The organism is Leucobacter sp. cx-42, from assembly GCF_014529985.1.
Classification (GTDB): domain Bacteria; phylum Actinomycetota; class Actinomycetes; order Actinomycetales; family Microbacteriaceae; genus Leucobacter.
In genome coordinates this window covers 51,793-73,119 of record NZ_JACVMU010000007.1, presented here as the reverse complement: position 1 = coordinate 73,119, position 21,327 = coordinate 51,793, and the positions used below count along the sequence as shown (strand labels likewise).

21 protein-coding genes are annotated in these 21,327 nt (G+C 60.0%); 12 read left to right on the top strand and 9 right to left on the bottom strand.

The genetic code is table 11. The features are described from left to right. Positions 1 to 102 precede the first annotated feature (102 nt). The 3 genes from ICM05_RS07885 (at position 103) to ICM05_RS07875 (ending at position 2,626) form a co-directional block, all read left to right on the top strand. Complete coding sequence (locus tag ICM05_RS07885) at positions 103 to 981, top strand: hypothetical protein (RefSeq protein WP_188024039.1); 879 nt, start codon at positions 103 to 105, stop codon at positions 979 to 981. Positions 982 to 1,012: 31 nt separating this feature from the next. Next, complete coding sequence (locus ICM05_RS07880; protein WP_188024038.1) at positions 1,013 to 1,657, top strand: phosphoribosylanthranilate isomerase; 645 nt, start codon at positions 1,013 to 1,015, stop codon at positions 1,655 to 1,657. A gap of 168 nt (positions 1,658 to 1,825) precedes the next feature. After that, on the top strand, positions 1,826 to 2,626 hold the full coding sequence (locus ICM05_RS07875; RefSeq protein WP_251364582.1) for a M23 family metallopeptidase: 801 nt from the start codon (positions 1,826 to 1,828) through the stop codon (positions 2,624 to 2,626). Between the two features lie 64 nt (positions 2,627 to 2,690). Here ICM05_RS07875 and trpD read toward each other — a convergent pair whose 3' ends face one another. Then, positions 2,691 to 3,758 (bottom strand): anthranilate phosphoribosyltransferase, encoded by a 1,068-nt coding sequence (gene trpD / locus ICM05_RS07870; protein WP_188024036.1) that lies wholly within the window; start codon positions 3,756 to 3,758, stop codon positions 2,691 to 2,693. Between the two features lie 161 nt (positions 3,759 to 3,919). Between trpD and ICM05_RS07865 the strand changes: the two genes are divergently transcribed. The 5 genes from ICM05_RS07865 to ICM05_RS07845 all read left to right on the top strand — a co-directional run bounded on the left by ICM05_RS07865 (position 3,920) and on the right by ICM05_RS07845 (position 9,177). Then, positions 3,920 to 4,534 carry a heme-copper oxidase subunit III gene (locus ICM05_RS07865; protein WP_188024237.1) on the top strand — a complete coding sequence of 205 codons (615 nt, stop codon included), beginning with the start codon at positions 3,920 to 3,922 and terminating at the stop codon, positions 4,532 to 4,534. Positions 4,535 to 4,554: 20 nt separating this feature from the next. After that, positions 4,555 to 5,352: a c-type cytochrome gene (locus ICM05_RS07860; protein WP_188024035.1), complete on the top strand. Its 798-nt coding sequence runs from the start codon at positions 4,555 to 4,557 to the stop codon at positions 5,350 to 5,352. 42 nt (positions 5,353 to 5,394) lie between these two features. Then, positions 5,395 to 6,483, top strand: coding sequence for a ubiquinol-cytochrome c reductase iron-sulfur subunit (locus tag ICM05_RS07855; RefSeq protein WP_188024034.1), 1,089 nt, complete (start codon positions 5,395 to 5,397; stop codon positions 6,481 to 6,483). After that, positions 6,480 to 8,090 (top strand): ubiquinol-cytochrome c reductase cytochrome b subunit, encoded by a 1,611-nt coding sequence (locus tag ICM05_RS07850; RefSeq protein WP_188024033.1) that lies wholly within the window; start codon positions 6,480 to 6,482, stop codon positions 8,088 to 8,090. The genes ICM05_RS07855 and ICM05_RS07850 overlap by 4 nt, the downstream gene beginning before the upstream one ends. 91 nt (positions 8,091 to 8,181) lie before the next feature. After that, on the top strand, positions 8,182 to 9,177 hold the full coding sequence (locus ICM05_RS07845) for a CPBP family intramembrane glutamic endopeptidase (protein ID WP_188024032.1): 996 nt from the start codon (positions 8,182 to 8,184) through the stop codon (positions 9,175 to 9,177). A gap of 79 nt (positions 9,178 to 9,256) precedes the next feature. On the opposite strand, the gene fabG is transcribed toward ICM05_RS07845, so the two are convergent. Continuing rightward, a complete protein-coding gene (gene fabG, locus ICM05_RS07840) occupies positions 9,257 to 9,967 on the bottom strand; it encodes a 3-oxoacyl-ACP reductase FabG (protein WP_188024031.1) in 711 nt (236 codons plus the stop codon). A gap of 142 nt (positions 9,968 to 10,109) precedes the next feature. On the opposite strand from fabG, the gene ICM05_RS07835 reads away from it, so the two are divergent. From ICM05_RS07835 to ICM05_RS07825, 3 genes are all read left to right on the top strand, one after another. Next, the gene (locus ICM05_RS07835; protein WP_188024030.1) at positions 10,110 to 10,490 is read left to right on the top strand and encodes a DUF3099 domain-containing protein; all 381 of its coding nucleotides are present in this window, start codon (positions 10,110 to 10,112) and stop codon (positions 10,488 to 10,490) included. Between the two features lie 259 nt (positions 10,491 to 10,749). Further along, entirely contained in the window at positions 10,750 to 11,661 is a 912-nt protein-coding gene (locus ICM05_RS07830) for an SURF1 family protein (RefSeq protein WP_353055851.1), read from the top strand. 43 nt (positions 11,662 to 11,704) lie between these two features. Further along, complete coding sequence (locus ICM05_RS07825; RefSeq protein ID WP_188024029.1) at positions 11,705 to 12,715, top strand: cutinase family protein; 1,011 nt, start codon at positions 11,705 to 11,707, stop codon at positions 12,713 to 12,715. A gap of 67 nt (positions 12,716 to 12,782) precedes the next feature. Here the strand turns inward: ICM05_RS07825 and ICM05_RS07820 are convergent, their stop codons facing one another. The 6 genes from ICM05_RS07820 to sufB form a co-directional block, all read right to left on the bottom strand. After that, positions 12,783 to 14,381, bottom strand: a complete 1,599-nt coding sequence (locus ICM05_RS07820) for an ABC-F family ATP-binding cassette domain-containing protein (RefSeq protein WP_188024028.1) — start codon at positions 14,379 to 14,381, stop codon at positions 12,783 to 12,785. A gap of 203 nt (positions 14,382 to 14,584) precedes the next feature. Further along, positions 14,585 to 14,935, bottom strand: a complete 351-nt coding sequence (locus ICM05_RS07815; RefSeq protein ID WP_223160387.1) for a metal-sulfur cluster assembly factor — start codon at positions 14,933 to 14,935, stop codon at positions 14,585 to 14,587. Positions 14,936 to 14,944: 9 nt separating this feature from the next. After that, a complete protein-coding gene (sufC, locus tag ICM05_RS07810; protein WP_188024027.1) occupies positions 14,945 to 15,703 on the bottom strand; it encodes a Fe-S cluster assembly ATPase SufC in 759 nt (252 codons plus the stop codon). After that, positions 15,700 to 16,032, bottom strand: coding sequence for a non-heme iron oxygenase ferredoxin subunit (locus tag ICM05_RS07805; RefSeq protein ID WP_188024026.1), 333 nt, complete (start codon positions 16,030 to 16,032; stop codon positions 15,700 to 15,702). Before ICM05_RS07805 ends, sufC begins: the two co-directional genes overlap by 4 nt. Next, positions 16,032 to 17,210 carry a Fe-S cluster assembly protein SufD gene (sufD, locus tag ICM05_RS07800; protein ID WP_188024025.1) on the bottom strand — a complete coding sequence of 393 codons (1,179 nt, stop codon included), beginning with the start codon at positions 17,208 to 17,210 and terminating at the stop codon, positions 16,032 to 16,034. The genes ICM05_RS07805 and sufD overlap by 1 nt, the downstream gene beginning before the upstream one ends. Before the next feature lie 2 nt (positions 17,211 to 17,212). Continuing rightward, complete coding sequence (gene sufB, locus ICM05_RS07795; protein WP_188024024.1) at positions 17,213 to 18,631, bottom strand: Fe-S cluster assembly protein SufB; 1,419 nt, start codon at positions 18,629 to 18,631, stop codon at positions 17,213 to 17,215. 252 nt (positions 18,632 to 18,883) lie between these two features. Here sufB and ICM05_RS07790 point away from each other — a divergent pair, with 252 nt between their 5' ends. Next, positions 18,884 to 19,804, top strand: coding sequence for a COX15/CtaA family protein (locus ICM05_RS07790; protein ID WP_353055849.1), 921 nt, complete (start codon positions 18,884 to 18,886; stop codon positions 19,802 to 19,804). On the opposite strand, the gene ICM05_RS07785 is transcribed toward ICM05_RS07790, so the two are convergent. Further along, positions 19,801 to 21,252, bottom strand: coding sequence for a CdaR family transcriptional regulator (locus ICM05_RS07785; protein ID WP_188024023.1), 1,452 nt, complete (start codon positions 21,250 to 21,252; stop codon positions 19,801 to 19,803). The genes ICM05_RS07790 and ICM05_RS07785 overlap by 4 nt on opposite strands. Between the last annotated feature and the right edge of the window lie 75 nt (positions 21,253 to 21,327).

Below are 21,327 nucleotides of genomic sequence, written 5' to 3'. Positions count from 1 at the left end.
GATTTGAGACCACTCCTCAATTGCGAGTATTCGCGGATAATCTATATTATGTCAGCTTGGATACTCCGCGCGCTTCCCCGAGCGGGCGGATATGCTTGGCGGATGCCAAATCTTGGAGCCAAGACGCGGTCGTGGAAACTGGACGCTCAGCGTGCAGCCGCGACCGTCCTGCCGCTTGGAGTCTTGTGTCTCTGTGGCTGGCTATTACTGAACGCGCTTTCCGTGAATGCGGCTGAGGGATTTGATCCCAATGATGTCCGCACCAGTGAAGCGTGGTTTGACGCAATTGCGGCGGCAAACGAGTCCTTGAACAGCACCTATGCCACCCTTGCAATTTCCTTAACTGTGATTGCCTGTGGCACTGCGGTTGCCGCTTGGCATAGGTGCAGGCTTTGGCTGGTATCGCTTCTGGTGTCAGCTTGCTTGCTGCTTGGAACCTTGGTGCTTGCCGGCGGAATGGCCAGCAATAAGGTGAGTTGGGCTACGGACATGGCACAGAGATTTGTCACATCAACACCAGCGTCGGTGGAGCAGGATGAGGACGCCGTACTCCCCCAGCGAATCTTCTCAATCGATGATGCTGATGCGCAGGTTGCGATGTTGCTTGAGCGTGCGAGTGAGGTTACGGATTCCCGCGCAAGGCTGTTGCAGGATCCCAAGCTGGAAGCGGAACCCCAAGATGCCAAGCCGATGCTTGTGCGTGAGGCCTGCGCCACCCCAGACGGACAAGCTCACGGAATTCTGGGCTCACTCGTCGTAGGTTTTTCCAGCGATGAAAGCGGAGACGCCGTAACCGCTATTGCTGGCGCGTGGCATGCGGCCGGATATTCGCTCGAAGATAAGATGAGATCTCAACAGGTCTATGTGAGCGATGCACATCCCGTCTCCTCCCTTTCGGTCAATGATCGATTTACGATCGACGGGAGTCTCACTCTGCGTTTCCAGACCGACTGTCTCTTCGGGGACTCGGCTGGCGAATAGACAGTAGATGTCAGAACGGAATTCTCGACGCATGTATGTGAAAATCTGCGGAATCACAGATCCGCACACCGCTGACTTCACCGTGCGCGCCGGCGCTGATGCCATAGGCGTGGTCTCGTACCCGCTGAGTCCGCGGCACATTGAGGCGGATCACGCACAGTCAGTACTGCGCGCTGCCCGTGACGCGACCGCTGGCCTCGGCCGTGCGGTCGATACCGTGCTCGTCGTGCGCGGCATTGGCGTGAACGAGGCGATTGCGCGAATGGCTGCGTACGGCACTGACGTGCTGCAGCTGCACGACGGCTACTCCCCTGCTGATTTCGCAGTTGCTCGTGACGCTGGCCTCCGAGTCTGGCGGGCGGCATCGCTGGCAGATGAGCCAGAAATTGCGGTTGGCGAATGCGGTGAGGAGCGTTTGCTCCTCGATGGCAGTGTCCCCGGTTCTGGAGACGTGTGGGATGTGGATGCTACCGCAGGGTTGAGCCTGGGCAACGAGTGGCTTCTCGCGGGCGGCCTCTCCCCTGCAAACGTGGCTGCACTGTTGATGCGCTCTGGTGCGGGTGGCGCCGATGTGTCGAGCGGTGTTGAATCCTCGCGAGGCGTGAAGGATCTTGCTCTGATCGAGGCGTTTGTGACAAATGCAAAAGGCGCGGCGGTGGCAAAACCTGGAGATTAGGTGCAAATGCGTGAGGTTTGGGCAACTCTGACTGGTGTCTCAAATTGCTTCGCTGTAACATAATCGTTACCTTAGAGTGTTGACTGCTCGCCCGCCTATATTCAGGGATGTATGAACTCCGATAGTAATTACACGCCGCGAGCGTTTCCGTCGCGACGCGAAATCCGGATGCGTGAACAGCTTGCTGAGGTCTCCACCGCGGCAATCACGACAATCGCAACCCTGCCTGACGAGCGGAACGAGACGCAGCAGGAGGCTCACGTAGCACCTGCCCGCCCGGTCTCCAGACTCAAGCGTGCGCTTCAAGTCACCGGAGCTGCCAGCGCAGCCGGGCTTGTGCTCTCCCTTGCGTTGCCTTCCCTCGCAGAAACCACGGTTGGTGCCGGCGAAGATGTCGCTGGGCAAAAGTTTTACAGCGCCATCGGTAACGAAGATGGTGTTGCGGGCGCGCTCGGCGAAATCCCAGCGGTGGCGCTTGGCTCCGATGTTGGGAGTAACTTCTTTGCGCTCCCCGATGCGATTGTCGGATACCCACTCGATCAACCTTCGGTCCTGACGGATGGCTTTAGCTATCGATCGGAACCGGTGGAGCAATTCCACGCAGCGCAGGACTTCGGCATTGCCGAGGGCACGCCAGCACTTGCAATTGCCGATGGTGTTGTGAGTGCCGGGCCGTTCATTACTGAGGCTTGTGGCTTTGCGATTGAGATCCAGCACGACATCGACGGCAAGGCGACCAAGAGTCGTTACTGCCACATGCAGACAGACTCCCACAGCTGGCAGGTCGGCGACGCCATCAAGAAGGGTGACGTCGTCGGAAACGTCGGCAACACCGGACTGTCGTTCGGTGCGCATCTGCATTTGGTTATTGAGATTGAGGGCGTCCCAGTGGATCCCATGCCCTTCCTGGCCACGTATAGCCGCGTAGTGCCAAAGGTTGAGCCCGTTGCAGCCAAGCCAGCCGCGTAGTCGTATATAGACGTAAGGAGCCGATCCGCCACACACCTGGCGGATCGGCTCCTTACGTTTGTCGCTACTGTGCGGTTGCCTGGCGTGAAGTCGCGGCAGACCATGCCTCGAGCTTCGCGGCTGCAGCGCCACTGTCAATCGCAGCTTCCGCTCGCTCGATTCCCTCGCGCAGGCGAACGAGGAGCGGACGTTCATCAGCGTCAGGCTTTGATGCGAGGTCGTAAGAGACCAGTCCCGCAGCCGAGTTCAGCAAGACGATATCGCGGACGGGCCCGCGCTCGCCGGCCATCACTCGGTGCACGACCTCTGCGTTCTCCTGTGGGGTGCCACCCAGCAGGTCGTCCATCTTCGCGCGTGGCAGGCCGAGGTCGCGCGGATCAATGTCGTGCTCGCTCAGATTGCCTCGTGAGATCTCCCACAGGCGTGAGTGGCCGGTGGTGGTGAGCTCGTCCAGGCCGTCGTCGCCACGGAACACGAGGGCGGAAGCGCCGCGCAGGCGGAAGACCCCTACAAAGAGCGGGATGCGATCAATATCGGAGACACCGACCGCAGAAGCCTCTGGGCGCACTGGATTGCACAGTGGGCCAAGGAAGTTGAACACGGTAGGAATTCCGAGTTCCTTGCGCGCGGGTGCGACGTGGCGGAACCCTGGAAGGAAGTGCGCGGCATGAACAAAGGCAATTCCAGCTTCTTCAAACGAAGCGGCGAGCTGATCAGCGTCGAGCGCAAGGTTGATCCCGAGCTCCGACAGGACATCGGACGAGCCTGACTTGCTCGATGCTGCCCGATTGCCGTGCTTCACAACGGGGGTGCCAGCCGCGGCAGCAACGATAGAAGACATAGATGAAATATTGACGGTGCCGTAACGATCGCCACCCGTGCCGACGATGTCGAGCGACATCGCGGGAAGGGAAATAGGCAGCGCCTCTTCGAGAATCGCGTCACGGAAGCCGATGACTTCCTCAACGGTTGTGCCCTTGCTGCGAAGGCCAACCAGGAATGCGCCCATTTGTGCCTGCGTTGCGGCACCGGTCATTACCTGGGACATTGCCCATTCCGACTGGGAAACACTAAGGTCTTCTCCCGCAAGGAGGGCTGTTAGGACTGCTGGCCAAGTCTGAGCGTCGATCATACGTAAATACTATCCGGCACGCCACGGCGAGGCGTGGCGCACAAAGCTCTTCGGTTCACGATAGGATTGTCAGGTATTTCGCAGTAATCTGCATACTTTGCGCTGCGATGAAAAATGCACACCAAACTTTCAGCCATAATGGAAGGGTGACCAAGACCACTATGAATACCAAGTCAGCCGTGCCCGCGGTTAAGCGACCCAATATCGTCGCCGTCGGCACGATCGTGTGGCTGGGCAGCGAGGTCATGTTCTTCGCAGGCCTCTTCGCGATCTACTTCACGCTTCGGGCTATGAACCCCGATGTGTGGGCAACGCAGACCGAGAAGCACAACTTCACTTTTGCCCTTATTAACACCCTGATCCTGGTGGCGTCTTCGTTCACCGCACAGGCAGGCGTGTTTGCGGCAGAGCGTATGCAGCCCCGCCGTACTGGCCGCGGAATCCGTAACTGGGGAACGGTTGAGTGGTTCTATCTCACCTTCATCCTCGGTGCGATCTTCGTTGCAGGCCAGTCCTACGAGTACGCAACGTTCGTTTCTGAGGGTGTCACCCTTATGAGCGATCCTTACGGCTCGGCCTTCTACATGACCACCGGCTTCCACGGCATTCACGTGTCGCTCGGCCTGGTTGCGTTCCTGCTCGTGATCGGTCGTATCTACGCGGTCAAGAACTTCACGCATAAGGAAGAGACCACCGCAGTCGTCGTGTCCTACTACTGGCACTTCGTCGACGTCGTGTGGATCATTCTGTTCCTCATCGTTTACGTACTTAAGTAAAGCTCAGGAGTTAGAAGATCATGGCAATCGCCAAGAAGAATCGACAGACTGGTCGCCGCCATCCGCTGGCTACCATTGCTCTGCTCGCTGTGGGTCTCGTTGTAACTGGCGCTGCATACGCCGGCTTCACGCAGACTTCGGCAACCGCAGAGGTTGACCTCAACTCGACTGAGGTAATCGATGAGGGTCGCAAGTTGTTCGGCGCAAACTGCGCAACTTGCCACGGCATCAACGCAGAGGGCACCGAAGATGGCCCCACCCTGATTGGTGTGGGTGCTGCTTCGGTACACTTCCAGGTTGGTACCGGCCGTATGCCTCTCGCTTTCCAGGGCCCCCAGGGCATGGTGAAGCCTCAGCAGTTCACCGAGGAGCAGACCCTCGAAATGGCTGCTTACGTAGCATCGCTGGCTCCTGGCCCTGCGCTCCCCGAGTCGCAGTACCTCCAGGCTGACGGTGACGTTGCTCGCGGTGGCGACCTCTTCCGCATTAACTGCGCAATGTGCCACAACGTTGCAGCAGCTGGCGGTGCACTGACCCAGGGTAAGTTCGCTCCCTCGCTTGATGGCGTCGAGCCGACGCACATCTACAACGCGATGGTGACCGGCCCCCAGAACATGCCCGTCTTCAACGACGCAAACCTTGCGCCGCAGGACAAGGCAGACATCATCTCGTACCTCAAGTACATCGAGAACGAGCCGGCTGTTGGCGGTTTCAAGCTCGGTTCGCTTGGTCCGGTTGCAGAGGGTCTCTTCATCTGGGTTATCGGCCTCGGCCTTATCGTCGGTCTGACCGTTTGGGTCACCGCGAAGTCCAACTAGCGGCAACGCATCAGCAGTTTATTTCTTAAGTCAAGGAGCAACATGGCAGAGGAAGCGAAGAACGACGGCGCTCAGGACGCTGTCGTCGGCGCCCACGGCCACAGCGGTGACGGTGCCTCGGTGGGAACCGCGGTCATTTCGTCTGACGCAGTGCAGAATCCCGGGCTTCCCCCTCATCGGAAGCGCGTTACTGATATCGACCCGAAGAAGGAAAAGAGCGCAAACCGCGCTGTTTACACCCTCTTCTACCTCTCGATCGTAGGAAGCCTTGGCGCGGTTCTCGCGTACATGTTCTTCCCGATCGAGGACGGTGCTCTTGCATCGATCCGCACGCACACGATGTTCGTCGGCCTCGGCATGACGCTCGCGCTGCTTGCGCTCGGTATCGGCGCAGTCCACTGGGGCAAGGCCCTGATGGCTGACCACGAGTCGATCGATTACCGTCACCCCGTGGCAAGCTCACCTGAGGTGCGCGAAACCGCAGCTGAGGTATTCGAGCTCGCTGACAAGGAGTCGGGCTTCTCGCGTCGCACTCTTGTCCGCAACAGCCTCCTGGGCGCGCTTATCGCGTTCCCGATCCCCGGCATCACCCTCCTTCGTGGTCTCGCACCGCAGGACATCGATCCGGTAGAGGTTCTCCGCCACACCATGTGGGAGAAGGGCACCCGCCTCGCACGTGACCTCGGTGGTTCGAATGTCGGCGGCGCGATCCGCGCAGCAGACGTGACCATTGGCTCGGCGTTCCACGTTGTTCCCGAGAACCTTGCTTCGGCTGGTGACGTTCTCAACCAGAAGGCGAAGGCGATTGTCCTTCTTATGCGTCTGGACGAGAAGGAGCTCCACCCGAGCCCGGGTCGCGAAGACTGGGCATACAACGGCATCGTTGCTTACTCGAAGGTTTGCACCCACGTCGGTTGCCCCGTTGCTCTGTACGAGCAGCACACCCACCACCTCCTCTGCCCTTGCCACCAGTCGCAGTTCGACGTGTCAAAGGAAGCAAAGGTCGTGTTCGGTCCCGCTAAGCGTCCTCTCCCCCAGCTGCCGATCACGGTCGACAGTGAGGGTTACCTCGTGGCGCAGAGCGATTTCCATGAACCTGTCGGTCCGAGCTATTGGGAGCGCCTGAAGTGAGCACCGTAACTGATACCACCGCACAGAGCGGCTCGACCCGCTTCACGTCTGCGGCGTCTTCCTACATCGACGATCGCACCAAGATCGGCGTTGCAGTCAAGGAGTTTGGCCGTAAGGTCTTCCCCGACCACTGGTCGTTCCTCCTTGGTGAAGTTGCGCTGTACAGCTTCGTCATCATCCTTCTCTCGGGTACCTTCCTGACCCTGTTCTTCCAGGCGTCGATGGTTGAGACCCACTACATGGGTCCCTACGTTCCCATGAAGGGCGTAGAGATGTCGGCAGCAATGGCCTCGACCCTGGACATCTCGTTCTCGGTCCGCGGCGGCCTGCTGATGCGCCACGTGCACCACTGGGCAGCACTGCTCTTTGTTGCGTCGATCGGTCTCCACATGCTCCGTATCTTCTTCACCGGCGCTTTCCGTAAGCCCCGTGAGCTGAACTGGGTCATTGGCTTCGTTCTCTTCGTACTGGCAATGGCAGAGGGCTTCACCGGCTACTCGCTTCCCGATGACGTTCTGTCGGGTAACGGCCTCCGCATTATTGATGGCATCATCAAGGCAATCCCCGTGATTGGCACCTGGCTCTCGTTCCTCTTCTTTGGTGGCGAGTTCCCGGGCACTGACATCGTTGGTCGCCTGTACATGCTGCACATCATGCTGCTCCCCGCACTCGTTATCCTCTTCGTCGCGCTGCACCTTGCGTTTGTGGTCATCCACAAGCACACGCAGTACCCCGGCCCGGGCAAGACCGAGAACAACGTAGTTGGCTTCCCTGTTCTTCCCGTGTACGCGGCGAAGGCTGGCGGCTTCTTCTTCATCGTCTTCGGTGTGGTCCTCCTGATCGCGACGTTCTTCGGAATTAACCCGATTTGGAACTACGGCCCGTATGACCCCTCACCGGTGTCGGCTGGTACTCAGCCTGACTGGTACATCGGCTTTGCTGATGGCATGCTGCGTCTCGTTCCCCCGGGGCTCGAGACCGAGTGGTTCGGCTACACCTGGTCGTGGAACATGCTCCTTCCGCTGATCATCATTGGCGTGTGGCTCATCCTTGCTGCGATTTACCCCTTCGTTGAAGCTTGGGTAACTGGCGACAAGCGCGAGCACCACATCCTTGATCGTCCGCGTAACGCTCCGACCCGTACCGCTATCGGTGCGGCAGGTGTGACCTTCTACGCGGTCATGTGGGCAGGCGCAAGCTCTGACCTTATGGCAACGCACTTCCAGCTCTCGATGGAGGGTGTCATTCACACCCTGCAGGCGCTGCTCTTCATTGGCCCGATCGTTGCGTACATTCTCACGAAGCGCATCTGCCTCGGCCTCCAGAAGAAGGACCGCAGCATCGCGCTCCACGGCTTCGAGTCGGGTCGCATCGTCCGCATGCCGGGCGGCGAATTCGTTGAGGTTCACAAGGAGCTCAACGAGTACGAACGTTGGGAGCTCGTCAGCTACGACGACTACGCACCCATGATGCTCCGCCCGGACGACAACGGCCAGATTAAGTTCTCGCAGCGTCTCCGTGCAGGCATGAGCCGCTGGTTCTACGAGGACCGTATCGTTCCCCCCACCGCGGGTGAGATCGAGAAGGCGAAGCACGAAGGCCACTAAGCCAGACTGCTTGTCAACAGAGGGAGGCCCTCCACTAGGATTTCTAGTGGAGGGCCTCCCTCTGTTGTGTTGTCGCGTGAAGGAGCTGCTCATGTCTCGACCAGACAGATTTACCCGAGTTCCCTGGCGTGCTGTGGTCGTGTTCACGGTTGTCGCAATGGCGCTCGCGTGGGCGGTCGCGATCCCCGTCTGGGTGATGGATCCGGCCCGGCCTGGGTATCAGGCGCTATTTGGCGCTATCGCGAGTGGCATGATGTTCACACCACTGGTCGCAACCCTGGCCGTCGTCTTCGTTCTGAAGAGTCCACGTGCGCATTGGCTGCGTTTCACGGGCATATGGCCACTGCGTCCCGCTCGCAGGGTTGTCTGGTTCATTGTTCTCGGCCTACTCTCGCCCATCGCACTCGTAGCACTTTCCGTTTGGGTGGCGTCATTACATGGCTGGATTCAGTTGGACCTTGTTGCCTTCTCTGGCTTTGCCGAGGTGCTCGATGCGCAGCTCGCAACGATGGGGATGGACGCGTCAAGCCTGGGGTTACCACCCGTGTCGTTGCTCGTTCTCGCGCAAATTGCTGCAATTCCGCTTGGGGCGCTGTTCAACTGTCTCTTCGCCTTTGGTGAGGAGGTTGGGTGGCGTGGCTGGCTCCTGCCGGCGCTACGTCCGCTGGGCACCTGGCCGGCGCTGCTGATTTCTAGCGCAATCTGGGGGCTCTGGCACGCGCCGGTGATCCTATTGGGGTACAACTTCAATCGCACCGACATTGTTGGAGTGCTGCTCATGGTTGCTGGCTGCATTGCCTGGGGCGTCTTCTTTGGCTGGCTTCGGTTGCGGAGTGCTTCACTCTGGCCTGCCGTCATCGCACACGGATCCTTGAATGCCGCGGCAGGGCTTTTCATGCTTCTGGGTACTGCCGGCGAGCAACCTGACCCCGCCCTCGTGAGTCCACTTGGTGTAGCGGGGTGGATCGTGCTCGCGGCGTGCGTTCTGGTGCTGTTTGCGTGCGGGCAGTTCAAGAAACAGCCAGAACTGGCCCAAAAACCGCAGGATTCTGAGGAGATTTCGGTGACAACTACTCTTAGTGAGTAGCTGTAACGATGATTGGATGTAAATAAAGCCCGGACGCGTGACGCGTGCCGGGCTTTATTTGTGCCGAAGCGACAGGCGCCTAGTGACCCATTCCGAGGCCACCATCGACCGGGATGACCGCTCCCGAGATGTACGCCGCGTCGTCGCCAGCAAGGAACGAAACCGCGCCGGCGATTTCCTGAACCTGGCCGAAACGGTTTGCGGGAATCGTGCCGAGGTACTGCTTTTGCGTTTCTTCGGGAAGCACTGCGGTCATGTCGGTTTCGATGAAACCTGGGGCGACCACGTTTGCGGTGATGTTGCGTGCACCGAGCTCTCGCGTGAGTGAACGTGCGAAGCCAACGAGGGCAGCCTTCGATGACGAGTAATTGATCTGGCCCGGGCCACCGTAGAGACCTACAACGCTGGAGATCATGATGACGCGACCAAACCGACCCTTCAGAAGCCCCTTTGCTGCCCGCTTGACCACTCGGAAGGTGCCGGTGAGGTTCGTGTCAATGACGCTCGTGAAGTCCTCTTCGCTCATGCGGAGCAGCAGGGTGTCCTTGGTGATGCCTGCGTTCGCGACGACAACCTCAACGGAGCCGTACGCTTCTTCGATCTCGGTGAATGCGCGATCGATGGATTCGGCATCGGTCATGTCTGCTCGTACAGTGAGCGAGCCCGCAGGGCCCTCGCCGGAGCGTGCCGTTACGGCAACACGGTGGCCGTCGGTGAGTAGGCGCTCAGCGATTGCGTAGCCGATGCCGCGGTTGCCGCCGGTAACGAGGACGGTACGGGAAGTCGTCATGAGAGTCCTTTCGAAAAACATACAGATGAATACAGCCTAAGTTACCCGGTAATGCCGGGAAGCCAGGCGCGCGCAGGCGATTCACGGGCATTTCCCCAGGCCGAAAGGCGTAGGCTGGGGTGGTATTGATCGTGGGAGCAGGATGTCGAAGACCTATCGCGTAACTTCCGCTGGAGTGAACCCGGCTGCAGATCGCGCACATCGCGAGAAGATGTATTACATCTCGATGGGTCTTCGTGTCCCCTGCGTGCTTTCCCTCTTCTGGGTGCACGGCTGGTGGGTGCTGCTGTCGGCCGCCGGTGCGATTATTCTTCCCTGGTTTGCAGTGATGATCGGCAACGCTGTGGCTCACGGCGGCGGTGAAGATGTTGACGCCCCTGAACCGCTTCAGCTTGAGGCCCTCCCGGTTACAGACGATGCTGACGGGGATTCGAATCGTCCACAGGCTCAACCAGTGATTGTTGTTGATGTTGATCCGCAGCGACGAAGTGAGTCACGCGACAGCGAAGGTGACGCAGCATGATCGCGGTTCCGCAGATTGGCCTCGGAGGCGAGCTTGATGAGCGCTTTCGCTGCTCCCGAGCACGCTGTTCCGAAACGGCAGAGTGGGCGATTCAGTGGCGCAACCCAAAAATCCATACCCCCGATCGACGTAAGACTTGGCTCGCGTGTGAGCCGCACCGTGAAGTGCTCCGCGAGTTTCTCGAAGCGCGCAGTTTCCCACTCGAAGTGATTTCAGTGGCGGATCTGCCAGCACCGACCCAGGAAAGCGAACAGTAATCGTGACGTTGCCTCAGAGTGACACCGAGCTTCCCGGTTGGAAGTTTCTTTATTCTCCGCGTTGGATCGGGTACTTTGCCCTGCTCGTGATCTTTGCGATCGCGTGTGTCTTCTTGGGAAATTGGCAGTTCGAGCGCCGCGCTGAGGCGCGGGCTGAGATCGACCGGATTGACCTGAACTATGACTCGGAACCTGTCCCGCTCGCCGAGGAGGTTCCTGACAGGGCTGCCTTCAACGAGGATGCGCAGAAGTGGCAGCAGGTCACCGTCACTGGCGAGTACCTCGACACGATTATCCTCGCGCGCAACCGTCCCGGTCCGGGCAGCGTCGGTTCAGACATGATCGTGCCGTTCAAAACGCTCGATGGCAAGGTGTTCTTTGTGGATCGAGGTTGGGTGAACGTTGACGGTGCACAGTCTGAGTCAGAAGATTCTGCAGCGCGCGAGTCAGCGTTGGCCTCACTCCCGAGTGTTCCTGCGGGGCAGATCGAGCTGACCGCACGACTGCGCGCCAGTGAACCCGAAATCCCGGGCCGAACGTCTGACGGCATGACCGTGGCGAGTATTCAGTCGTCTGAGATTGCGCGCGTAACGGGCACCGAAGCAGAAGCGTACCTCGAAACGTACGGCATGCTCGTCAAAGAATCGGCGCGTGACGGCGAGACTATCTCTGCTGAGCACGGCACGCTGCCCGCTCGCCCGGAGCGCGATGAGGGGCCACACCTCTCGTATGCCCTGCAGTGGTACGTGTTCATCATCATCGCTGGCATCGGCGTCACCTACGCGGCTCGCCAGGAGTACCGTGGCTTGAACACCGGTTCTGAAAAGGTGCGTCAGGCTGATGCTGTGCGAGCTGAAAAGCGCAGCAAGAAGGTCACGGACGCTGATGAGGAAGACGCGCTGCTCGGCGCGTAGAATCTGAGTACAACGCACGCACCGCTACGAAGGCAATATCGGCATGACCAAGCTCCAGTCCCCTGTTCGAACTTTTGGGCGGATCGGCGCCACCGTACTGGTTGCGTGCACCGTCCCGCTCTTGGTGGGGTGCTCCTCACCGCAGGTTGATTCGATCGCGACCCGTGATGCGGTTGCAGAAGCCATTGAAGAACCGTCGGTCGATGCGGCCGCGGTCACCGATGAGGCATACGATTTCGAGCTGCATCCCGAACCAATGGTGGAAGCGCTCGAGTGCACGCCGTATCTCGTTGTGACGGTACGCGGCACTGGCGAACCTACGAAGGGGCAGCTCCTCTCCCCTGTCGCGCGCGAGATTTCAAAGGCTCGACCAGGCGAAGTTACGCAGATTGATTTGGATTACCCAGCCGACACTGAAGTACGAGAGGGCGGATCCAAGGGCGTTCGCGTGCTGCTGGATACGTTGCGCGTACAGTCAGAAACCTGTGGTGATGAGCAGTCGTACATTCTGCTCGGCTACTCCCAGGGTGCGCTCGTCATTGGCGACGCACTGTCAGCTCCCGAAGACCGCATGGTTGGTGTGACTGCTGGCGTGGTCCCCGAAGAAGCTGCTGCACAGGTGCGTTCGGTGGTCATGTACGGCAACCCGCGGTTCCAGTCGGCAGAGAAGTACGACTTCGGCACATACAAGATGAATCGTGACGGCGTTTTCCCACGACGCGAAGGTGCGTTGGACGAATACGAAAGCCGCATTCGCGACTTCTGTGTCGATAAGGATCTCGTCTGCCAAAGTGCATTTGATGCCACCGAAGAAGCTCATGTTGAGTACTTCGACAACGGTATGCAGCAGGACGGAACTGCATTTGTCGTGTCTCGCCTCGACCCCGCAAAGCCAAAGCCTAAGAAGGAAGCAAAGGTCAAGGACTCGAAGACGCAGAGCGACAAGACCCCTGACGACAAATCCACCGAGGACAAGACCTCAGATGAGAAGCAGGGCGACTCCCCCGCGACCGAGACCGAACAGGGTACAGCGGGAACCGATCCGCGCCCCTAAGTGATACAACGCACCGGGCCGGGCAAGCAGTATTCGTGCTTGCCCGGCCCGGTGCGTTGTGGGTGGGTTACGCGAGCTCGATGAGCTCCAGGTACTCCTTGGACCAGTGATCCTCGGTGCCCTCGGGCATCACGAGAACGCGTTCTGGGTTGAGGGCTTCGACTGCACCGGGGTCGTGCGAAACGAGCACGACGGCGCCGGTGAAGTGTGCGAGTGCATCGAGAATCTCTTCGCGGCTCGCAGGATCCAGGTTGTTTGTTGGCTCATCGAGGAGCAGCACGTTTGCACTCGAGACAACGAGCTTCGCGAGCGCGAGACGCGTCTTCTCGCCACCCGACAGCACGCCGGCGGGCTTGTGTACATCATCACCGGTGAAGAGGAACGAACCGAGCACCTTACGGGCTTCGGTCTCGGTGAGGTGCTGCGACACAGAGATCATGTTCTGCAGAACGCTCGCCTTGACGTCGAGGGTCTCGTGTTCCTGCGCGTAGTAGCCAACCTTCAGGCCGTGACCAGCGATGATTTCGCCGGTGTCTGGCTCGTCAACCTGTGCAAGCAGGCGAAGCAGGGTCGTCTTACCAGCACCGTTGAGGCCAAGGATGACGACCTTGGAACCGCGGTCGATCGCGAGATCCACGCCAGCGAAGATCTCGAGTGAACCGAAGGACTTCGACAGCCCCTCCGCCATGATCGGGGTCTTGCCGCAGGGTGCGGGGTCCGGGAAACGCAGCTTTGCGACGCGATCCGCCTGACGAACCTCTTCGAGGCCCGACAGCATCTTCTCAGCGCGCGCAACCATCTGGTGCGCGGCTGCAGCCTTCGACGCCTTCGCGCCGAAGCGTGCTGCCTGATCCTTGAGAGCAGACGCCTTCTTCTCGACGTTCGTGCGTTCCTTACGACGGCGCTCTTCGTCTGCTGCGCGCTGGCGCTGGTATAGCTTCCAACCCATGTTGTAGACGTCGATGACCTGACGGTTCGCATCGAGGTAGAAGACGCGGTTGACGGTCTCGCCGACGAGATCGATATCGTGACTAATCACGATGACTCCGCCCTTGTACGTCTTCAGGAACTCTCGCAGCCACACGATCGAGTCAGCGTCAAGGTGGTTGGTCGGCTCATCGAGGATCATCGTGTCGGCATCCGAGAACAGAATGCGCGCGAGCTCGATACGACGGCGCTGGCCACCGGACAGCGTCTTCAGCGGCTGGTCAAGCACACGGTCGGGCAGGCCGAGGTTGTGCGAGATCGACGCAGCCTCAGATTCGGCAGCGTAGCCGCCGAGTGCGTGGAACCGGTCGGTGAGGTTACCAAAGCGCTTCATCGCTTTCGCAGCAACCGCAGGATCATCGGAAGCCATCTCGAGCGATGCCTTGTCGATGTTCTTCTGCAGGGTGCCGAGTCCGCGGGCGTCGAGAATGCGGTGACGCGCAATCTGCTCAGGGTCGCCAGTGCGCGGATCCTGAGGCAAGAAGCCGAGCTCACCAGAGATCGTGACCGAGCCCTCTGCGGGCTGCAACTCACCGGAAAGCGTGCGGGTGAGCGTCGTCTTGCCAGCGCCATTACGGCCGACAAGGCCGATCTTGTCACCGGGGTTCACGCGGAAGTCTACGCCCCCCATGAGACGGCGTGCGCCAACGTCGATCGCAAGATCCTCGACAATGATCATGAGGGGGTCCTTAAAGCTTGAGTGATGTAGGCCTGCCGATCCGCGACGGATTCAGGGCAGCCAAAGAGGTGACGCAAACGTGCGTCAAGAAACACCAATAGTTCGGGGACCGATTTCACCAATTCGCGCCCGTGTGCCAAGCAGGCCAAAGGCCGTGCCTAGCACCAGAGTGCGGGAAATCGATCCCCGAACCGAAGGATGTTTTAGATTGCGAACCCGAGGGCGCGCATCATGTCGCGCCCTTCATCGGTGATTCGCTCGGGCGTCCAGGGCGGCATCCATACCCAGTTGATACGGAATGCAGCTACCAGACCGTCGAGCGCTTCGGCGATGTCGTTCTCGATGACGTCAGTCAGCGGGCAACCCGCGCTGGTGAGCGTCATGCTGATCACGAGAGCATCGTGTTCCTCATCGTACGCAAGATCGTAGATGAGGCCGAGGTCGACGATATTGACGCCGAGCTCGGGGTCGGAGACGTTTTTCAGCGCCTCGACTGCCTGCTCGCGAAACTCAGGGTCGATGGAGACCTGAGGTGCGTTGTTATCGTTGGACATGAGGCTAGTTTACGCCTCGGTGAGGAAGCGGTCGTAACCCTCTTCTTCAAGGCGCTCTGCGAGCTCGGGGCCACCCTGCTCAGCAACTCGACCATTGACGAAGACGTGAACGAAGTCAGGCTTGATGTAACGCAGGATACGGGTGTAGTGCGTGATGAGCAGGACACCGAGGCCGGTGTTGTCCATCGCACGGTTCACGCCCTCCGAAACGATCTTCAGCGCGTCAACGTCGAGGCCGGAGTCGGTCTCGTCGAGGACTGCGAACTTCGGCTTGAGGAGCTCAAGCTGAAGGATCTCGTTGCGCTTCTTCTCGCCACCCGAGAAGCCCTCGTTGACGTTACGTGCAGCGAAGGACTCGTCCATGCGAAGGTTGCCCATCGCCTCCTTGACGTCCTTCATCCAGGTGCGGATCGCGGGAGCTTCGCCGTCAATAGCGGTCTTCGCGGTGCGGAGGAAGTTTGCGTTGGTCACGCCGGGGATCTCGACCGGGTACTGCATCGCGAGGAACAGGCCAGCCTGTGCACGCTCGTCAGCTTCCATCTCGGTGACGTCTTCACCGTCGAGGATGATCTGGCCGCCGATGATTTCGTAGCGGGGGTGGCCGGCGATCGCGTATGCGAGGGTCGACTTGCCCGAGCCGTTGGGGCCCATGATTGCGTGGGTTTCACCCTTACGGATCGTGAGGTTCACGCCCTTCAGGATGGGCTTGGGACCCTGCTCGGTCTCAACGCTGACGTGCAGATCCTTGATCTCAAGAACGGAAGTCATGCTTCAATCTCTTTCGTAACGTGGGGGTCAATGTAAACAGTGCCGTCTTCAATTTCGACGACGTAAACGGGTACCGGTTCATATGCCGGAAGATTCTGAGGAACACCGGTGCACAGATCGAACGCCGATCCGTGAGCCCAGCACTCGAGGGTGTTGCCCTCGACGAAGCCCTCCGAGAGGCTGATCTGACCGTGACTGCAGGTGTCACCAATCGCGTGAACCACGCCCTGGTTATCAAGCACGATTGCCATCGGAACTCCATCGAGTTCGACGCGTACGGCCTGGTCCTGCGTGAGGTCGCTCAGATCAAGTGCCTTGAGACGTGCCATTATGCGAGTACGCTCTGCTGCAGCTCGGCGTCAATCGCAGCCTGGAGGCGCTCCTCAACCTGCTCGTTGCCGATGCGCTGGATCACGTCGAAGAGGAAGCCGCGCACAACAAGCTTGCGCGCCTCATCTTCCGAAATGCCACGGCTCTGGAGGTAGAAGATGTGCTCTTCATCGAAGCGACCGGTGGTCGACGCGTGACCTGCTCCAGCGATGTCACCGGTTTCGATCTCGAGGTTCGGGATCGAGTCGGTACGCGTGCCCTCGGTGAGGGTGAGGTTACGGTTCTCCTCGTAGCTGTCAGTGCCGGCCGCAACGCGACGGATCAGGACATCGCCGATCCAGACAGCGTGTGCACCCTCGCCCTGCAGCGCACCCTTGTACGCCACGCGGCTGCGGGTGTTGGGTGCGTTGTGGTCGATGTAGACCTGGTGCTCGAGGTGCTGGCCTGCGTCGGCGAAGTATGCGCCGTACGCCTCGCCGTTTGCGCCCTGGCCGTCAAGGTGCAGCGTCGGGTTGACGCGAACAACCTTGCCGCCGAGCGAAACAACGATGTGCTGGAGGTCACCGTCGCGACCGATGGTCGCGTTGTGGCTTGCCAGGTGAATCGCGTCTTCGTTCCACTCGTGGATCGAAACAACGGTGAGCTTCGAAGCCTCACCGACGACAATCTCGACGGTCTCCGTCAGGTTCGCGTCGCCCGAGTTCTCGATGATGACGAGTGCCTGCGCGTGAGGCGCGGTCTCGATCACGGTGTGAGCTGCGGTCGCCTCGGTCGAGAGCGCGGTGCGCTTCACAACGACGGTCTGGTGCTCTTCGCTCGTGAGAAGGATGCGCTGTGCAGCTGCAACCTGGCCCCATGCGTTTGCTGCAGCCTGGTCCTCGGGGATGCCGGCGCGGCCGACGAACTCCGAGTCCATTGCAACCTCGGAAACCGTCACGCCAGCGGCGTCGGAGATCTCGAGTGCGGTAGCTGCACTGTTGAGGTCACCAGTGAGCAGGTGCTTGATCTGGGCGATCGGGGTGAACTTCCAGTTGACCTCGCGGCCGGTCACTGCCGGGAAGTCTGCGAGGTTGGTCGACTTGAAGCGGTCCGAACGAGTCTGAATGGGTGCACGGTTGTCCCAGTCGCCATCGCTGTGCGCCTTGAAACCGAGCTGTTCAGTCTGAAGATTCGACATGATTAACCGACGGATCCTTCCATGCTCATTTCGATGAGCTTGTTCAGCTCGAGCGCGTACTCCATGGGAAGCTCGCGCGCGATCGGCTCGATAAAGCCGCGAACGATCATTGCCATTGCTTCTTCTTCCGAGAGGCCGCGGCTCATGAGGTAGAAGAGCTGGTCTTCGCTCACGCGCGTCACGGTCGCCTCGTGTGCAAGCACTGCATCGTCCGTACGAATATCAATCGCGGGGTACGTGTCCGAACGCGAGATGGTGTCAACGAGGAGTGCGTCACACACCACCGAGTTCGCTGCGTGGTGCGCGTTTGCGTCAACGCGAACCTCGCCACGGTAACCGGTGCGGCCGCCACCACGGGCGATCGACTTCGAAAGAATCGAAGACTTCGTGTGGGGAGCCATATGGATCATCTTTGCGCCGGCGTCCTGGTGCTGGCCGGGGCCAGCGAACGCTACGGAAAGGGTTTCGCCCTTTGCGTGCTCGCCTGCGAGGTAGATCGACGGGTACTTCATGGTGACCTTCGAGCCGATGTTGCCATCGACCCATTCCATGGTTGCGCCCTCTTCAGCGATTGCGCGCTTGGTGACGAGGTTGTACACGTTGTTCGACCAGTTCTGAATCGTCGTGTAACGAACGCGAGCGTTCTTCTTCACGATGATCTCGACGACTGCCGAGTGGAGCGAGTCCGACTTGTAGATCGGAGCGGTGCAACCCTCGATGTAGTGCACGTAGCTGCCCTCGTCAGCAATGATGAGGGTGCGCTCGAACTGACCCATGTTTTCCGTATTGATTCGGAAGTACGCCTGGAGCGGGATCTCAACGTGAACGCCCTTGGGGACGTAGACGAATGAGCCGCCCGACCAGACTGCGGTGTTCAGCGCAGCGAACTTGTTATCGCCCGAGGGGATAACGGTGCCGAAGTACTCCTGGAAGATTTCGGGGTGTTCGCGGAGCGCAGTATCGGTATCAAGGAAGAGGACGCCCTGTGCCTCGAGATCCTCACGGATCTGGTGGTACACGACCTCCGACTCGTACTGTGCAGCAACACCAGCAACCAGGCGCTGACGCTCAGCCTCGGGGATGCCGAGCTTCTCGTACGTGTCCTTGATTTCGTCGGGAAGATCTTCCCACGTCGTCGCCTGCTTCTCAGTCGAGCGCACGAAGTACTTGATGTTGTCGAAATCGATACCGGTGAGGTCTGCACCCCAGGTCGGCATCGGCTTACGACCGAAGATCTGGAGGGCCTTGAGACGACGCTCGAGCATCCACTCGGGCTCGTTCTTCAGGCCAGAAATATTGCGTACAACGTCTTCGTTCAGGCCGCGCTTCGCGGCCTCGCCGGCTGCGTCGCTGTCGTGCCAGCCGAATTCGTACTGGCCGAGCCCTTCAAGCTCTGGCCGGTCGATCAGCACTTCAGACATGATCACTCCCTCATTCATCGTCTTGCGCGGGATCTTAGCTCGCGGGATGCACCGCGCTTGGGCACTATCTCGTAGAGCTAATTCCCTGCAGCGGTGCAGTAGTCTGGGCGTTGAACGGCCGCCTCAGCGAATCCGCTGAGGGGCTGAATCGTTCTCAACCACAACTCATCACTCTACAGGTTCCCACTGACAATCTGGTGGGGGGCGCGCAAGTGCAGTCGAGATGGATGAGCGCTTATAAAGGAGCACCAAGTGTCAGAAGTGCGACTCCCCCGCACATTGAAGACGTTCGCCTGGATCTCATTCCTCTTGAACGTGCTGATCATCGCAACGGGTGGAGCCGTTCGCCTGACGGGCTCCGGCCTCGGCTGCTCCGAGTGGCCGCTGTGCACCCCTGGATCGCTTGTCCCCACTGCAGAGTTGAGCTACCACTCGCTCATTGAGTTCGGTAACCGAACCATCAGTGGACCGCTCCTTATCGCGGCTGTTGCTGTCGTGATTCTCACTTGGCGGATCCGCGCACAGCGCCGCGATCTCTCCATTCTTTCGTGGCTCGTACTCGGCTTGGTGCTCCTGCAGGCGTTCGTTGGTGGCGTAGTCGTCTGGGTTGACCTCGCCGCGTTCCTCGTTGGTTTCCACTACATCGTGAGCCTCATCATCATCGGCATCGCCGCAGCTTACGTCGTGCTGATGAAGCAGCCTGCCGGCACTCGTGTGCGCGTGGTACCCAAGGGCTACGCGATTCTGTCCCACGTGTCGACGCTCGGTATGGCGATCCTGATCATCATGGGTGTGCTCACGACGGCCAATGGCCCACACTCGGGCGACGAAAACGTGATCCGTAACGGCTTCGACGCGAGCTTCCTTGCACACCTCCACGCATGGCCCGGCTACATCACCGGCACGCTCCTGGTGATCCTGATGATTTGGTCGATTGCGAAGAAGCTGCCGACCGCGAAGTGGGCCGTCACGCTCGCGCTGCTCGTCTTTGTGCAGATCCTCGTTGGCCTCTACCAGGCACGTAACGGCCTGCCTGCGCTTGTCGTTGGCGTGCACATGGTGCTCGCCGCTCTGAGTGTCGCGACCATGACGGTCTCGATTCTGTCACTCAAGCGTCCGGTTCCAGCATCCACTGATACGCCTGCGGAATCCGCAGCGGTCGCAGCAAACTAACGAAGTACTCCCTCGCCGTCGATGGCTCGCAGTGCGAGCCAGGCTGTCGTTCGGTCATCAACCTGAGCGAGCGACAGCCCAGTGAGGTCTTCCACCCGCTGCAGGCGGGCTGTCAGTGTCTGGCGGTGGATGCCTAGGCGATCCGCGCTCACTCGGTGACGCCCATTCTCGGCGAGGAACACGCGCAAGGTTGCCGTGAGATCGCCGTGAATACCGTGGTCATCCCGCAGCGGATCGAGCACCTGTGCAAGTTGCGCTCGCGGCGTCTCGGCGAGCGCCCCGAGCACGAGCGATACCGAAGACACCCGTTCGTAATGCACCACGGTTTGCCCGTCATCGAGCGCGGTCTCAAGCGCTTGCAGGGCCTGGCTTGCCGAGTAGGACAGATTATCCCCGGGAGCCGCAGTGCCAACCCCGACGTGCAATCGTTGCCCGGCAACCGGCCGTAGTTCTTCCACCCGCTGCAAGAGGTTCGGCACGAGGTCTTCGCGCACGAACCCCAGCATTCTTCCGCCACGTGAGGCGAACACATACTCCGCACCCATTTCGTGGAGCCAGCGTCGCAAGATTCGCTCCGCATCGATCGTGCGTGAGCGAGATCCCAGCGCGAATGCTGTCAGCGTGTGTTCATGGACACCCCACCTACGCAGGAGCTCCAGTGCTGCAGGTCCGCCGTCGAGCAGCGTTTTCATGAGGGCCTCGCGGCCGAGGTGATCCGTCCGGGATGGATCGTGCGTGCGGAGGAGCAGGTCGCACAGTTCGGCTGCGAGCGAGGCGAGGTCGCGCGCATGGCTCATTGTGCCGGAGCGGGTGGCAATGACCAGGTAGCCCGCGAGGTCGCGGTCGGAGCCAACCTGATGAATCTGGAGACCCTCGTGACGCACGCGCACGGGGCGTCCAAGTGCGACGGCCGAGGCGTCAGTGACGTGCAAGCGTCCTGCGCCGGCACTCGCGATGAGTTGACCCTGTGGGTCAAGCAGCACTGCCCAGCCGTTGACGCGATGCGTGAGCTCGGCGATGACAGCGGTCACTCCCCCTCGTCGTGCCGCCTGCGTGAGCACCTTCATGCCACTGGAGACCAGACGGTCAGACGCGGCGCGGTCTTCAACGAGGAGCGCCGTGATTGCGGCGTGGAGCGCATCCCCTTCGAGCGCGCACCCGAGAATCGCATTGAGTCCACGTGCCGCGAGTTTGTCTCGTAACTCTGGACTGTCTGCATAAGACACCCAGACCGTGTTTGCAAAGAGCTGCGCGTTCTCTTGGCTTGAGTCCACGCGCGCGAAGAGTGCGTCAGTATCGCCGGTGATGAGCGTCGAATACCCGGGGTTACCTACCACGACAAGATCCTCGTGTGCGGTAACACTATCGATGGGACTCAGGCTCGATAGCCCCTGCGAAATGAACGTTCCGCGCACCGCGCGAGTCACAGCCGAAACAGTAAGCGCCATGCAGCGAATGTACCAAATGCTTGCTTGTGTTACCAAGAATCAACCGTTGGTACAGCGACAAAGTGCCCAAACGAT

Coding starts and splice junctions, on each gene's coding strand:
- ICM05_RS07885 (WP_188024039.1), top strand. CDS start 103: ATGCCAAATCTTGGAGCCAAGACGCGGTCGTGGAAACTGGACGCTCAG.
- ICM05_RS07880 (WP_188024038.1), top strand. CDS start 1,013: ATGTATGTGAAAATCTGCGGAATCACAGATCCGCACACCGCTGACTTC.
- ICM05_RS07875 (WP_251364582.1), top strand. CDS start 1,826: ATGCGTGAACAGCTTGCTGAGGTCTCCACCGCGGCAATCACGACAATC.
- trpD (WP_188024036.1), bottom strand. CDS start 3,758: ATGATCGACGCTCAGACTTGGCCAGCAGTCCTAACAGCCCTCCTTGCG.
- ICM05_RS07865 (WP_188024237.1), top strand. CDS start 3,920: ATGAATACCAAGTCAGCCGTGCCCGCGGTTAAGCGACCCAATATCGTC.
- ICM05_RS07860 (WP_188024035.1), top strand. CDS start 4,555: ATGGCAATCGCCAAGAAGAATCGACAGACTGGTCGCCGCCATCCGCTG.
- ICM05_RS07855 (WP_188024034.1), top strand. CDS start 5,395: ATGGCAGAGGAAGCGAAGAACGACGGCGCTCAGGACGCTGTCGTCGGC.
- ICM05_RS07845 (WP_188024032.1), top strand. CDS start 8,182: ATGTCTCGACCAGACAGATTTACCCGAGTTCCCTGGCGTGCTGTGGTC.
- fabG (WP_188024031.1), bottom strand. CDS start 9,967: ATGACGACTTCCCGTACCGTCCTCGTTACCGGCGGCAACCGCGGCATC.
- ICM05_RS07835 (WP_188024030.1), top strand. CDS start 10,110: ATGTCGAAGACCTATCGCGTAACTTCCGCTGGAGTGAACCCGGCTGCA.
- ICM05_RS07825 (WP_188024029.1), top strand. CDS start 11,705: ATGACCAAGCTCCAGTCCCCTGTTCGAACTTTTGGGCGGATCGGCGCC.
- ICM05_RS07820 (WP_188024028.1), bottom strand. CDS start 14,381: ATGATCATTGTCGAGGATCTTGCGATCGACGTTGGCGCACGCCGTCTC.
- ICM05_RS07815 (WP_223160387.1), bottom strand. CDS start 14,935: ATGTCCAACGATAACAACGCACCTCAGGTCTCCATCGACCCTGAGTTT.
- sufC (WP_188024027.1), bottom strand. CDS start 15,703: ATGACTTCCGTTCTTGAGATCAAGGATCTGCACGTCAGCGTTGAGACC.
- ICM05_RS07805 (WP_188024026.1), bottom strand. CDS start 16,032: ATGGCACGTCTCAAGGCACTTGATCTGAGCGACCTCACGCAGGACCAG.
- sufD (WP_188024025.1), bottom strand. CDS start 17,210: ATGTCGAATCTTCAGACTGAACAGCTCGGTTTCAAGGCGCACAGCGAT.
- sufB (WP_188024024.1), bottom strand. CDS start 18,631: ATGTCTGAAGTGCTGATCGACCGGCCAGAGCTTGAAGGGCTCGGCCAG.
- ICM05_RS07785 (WP_188024023.1), bottom strand. CDS start 21,252: ATGGCGCTTACTGTTTCGGCTGTGACTCGCGCGGTGCGCGGAACGTTC.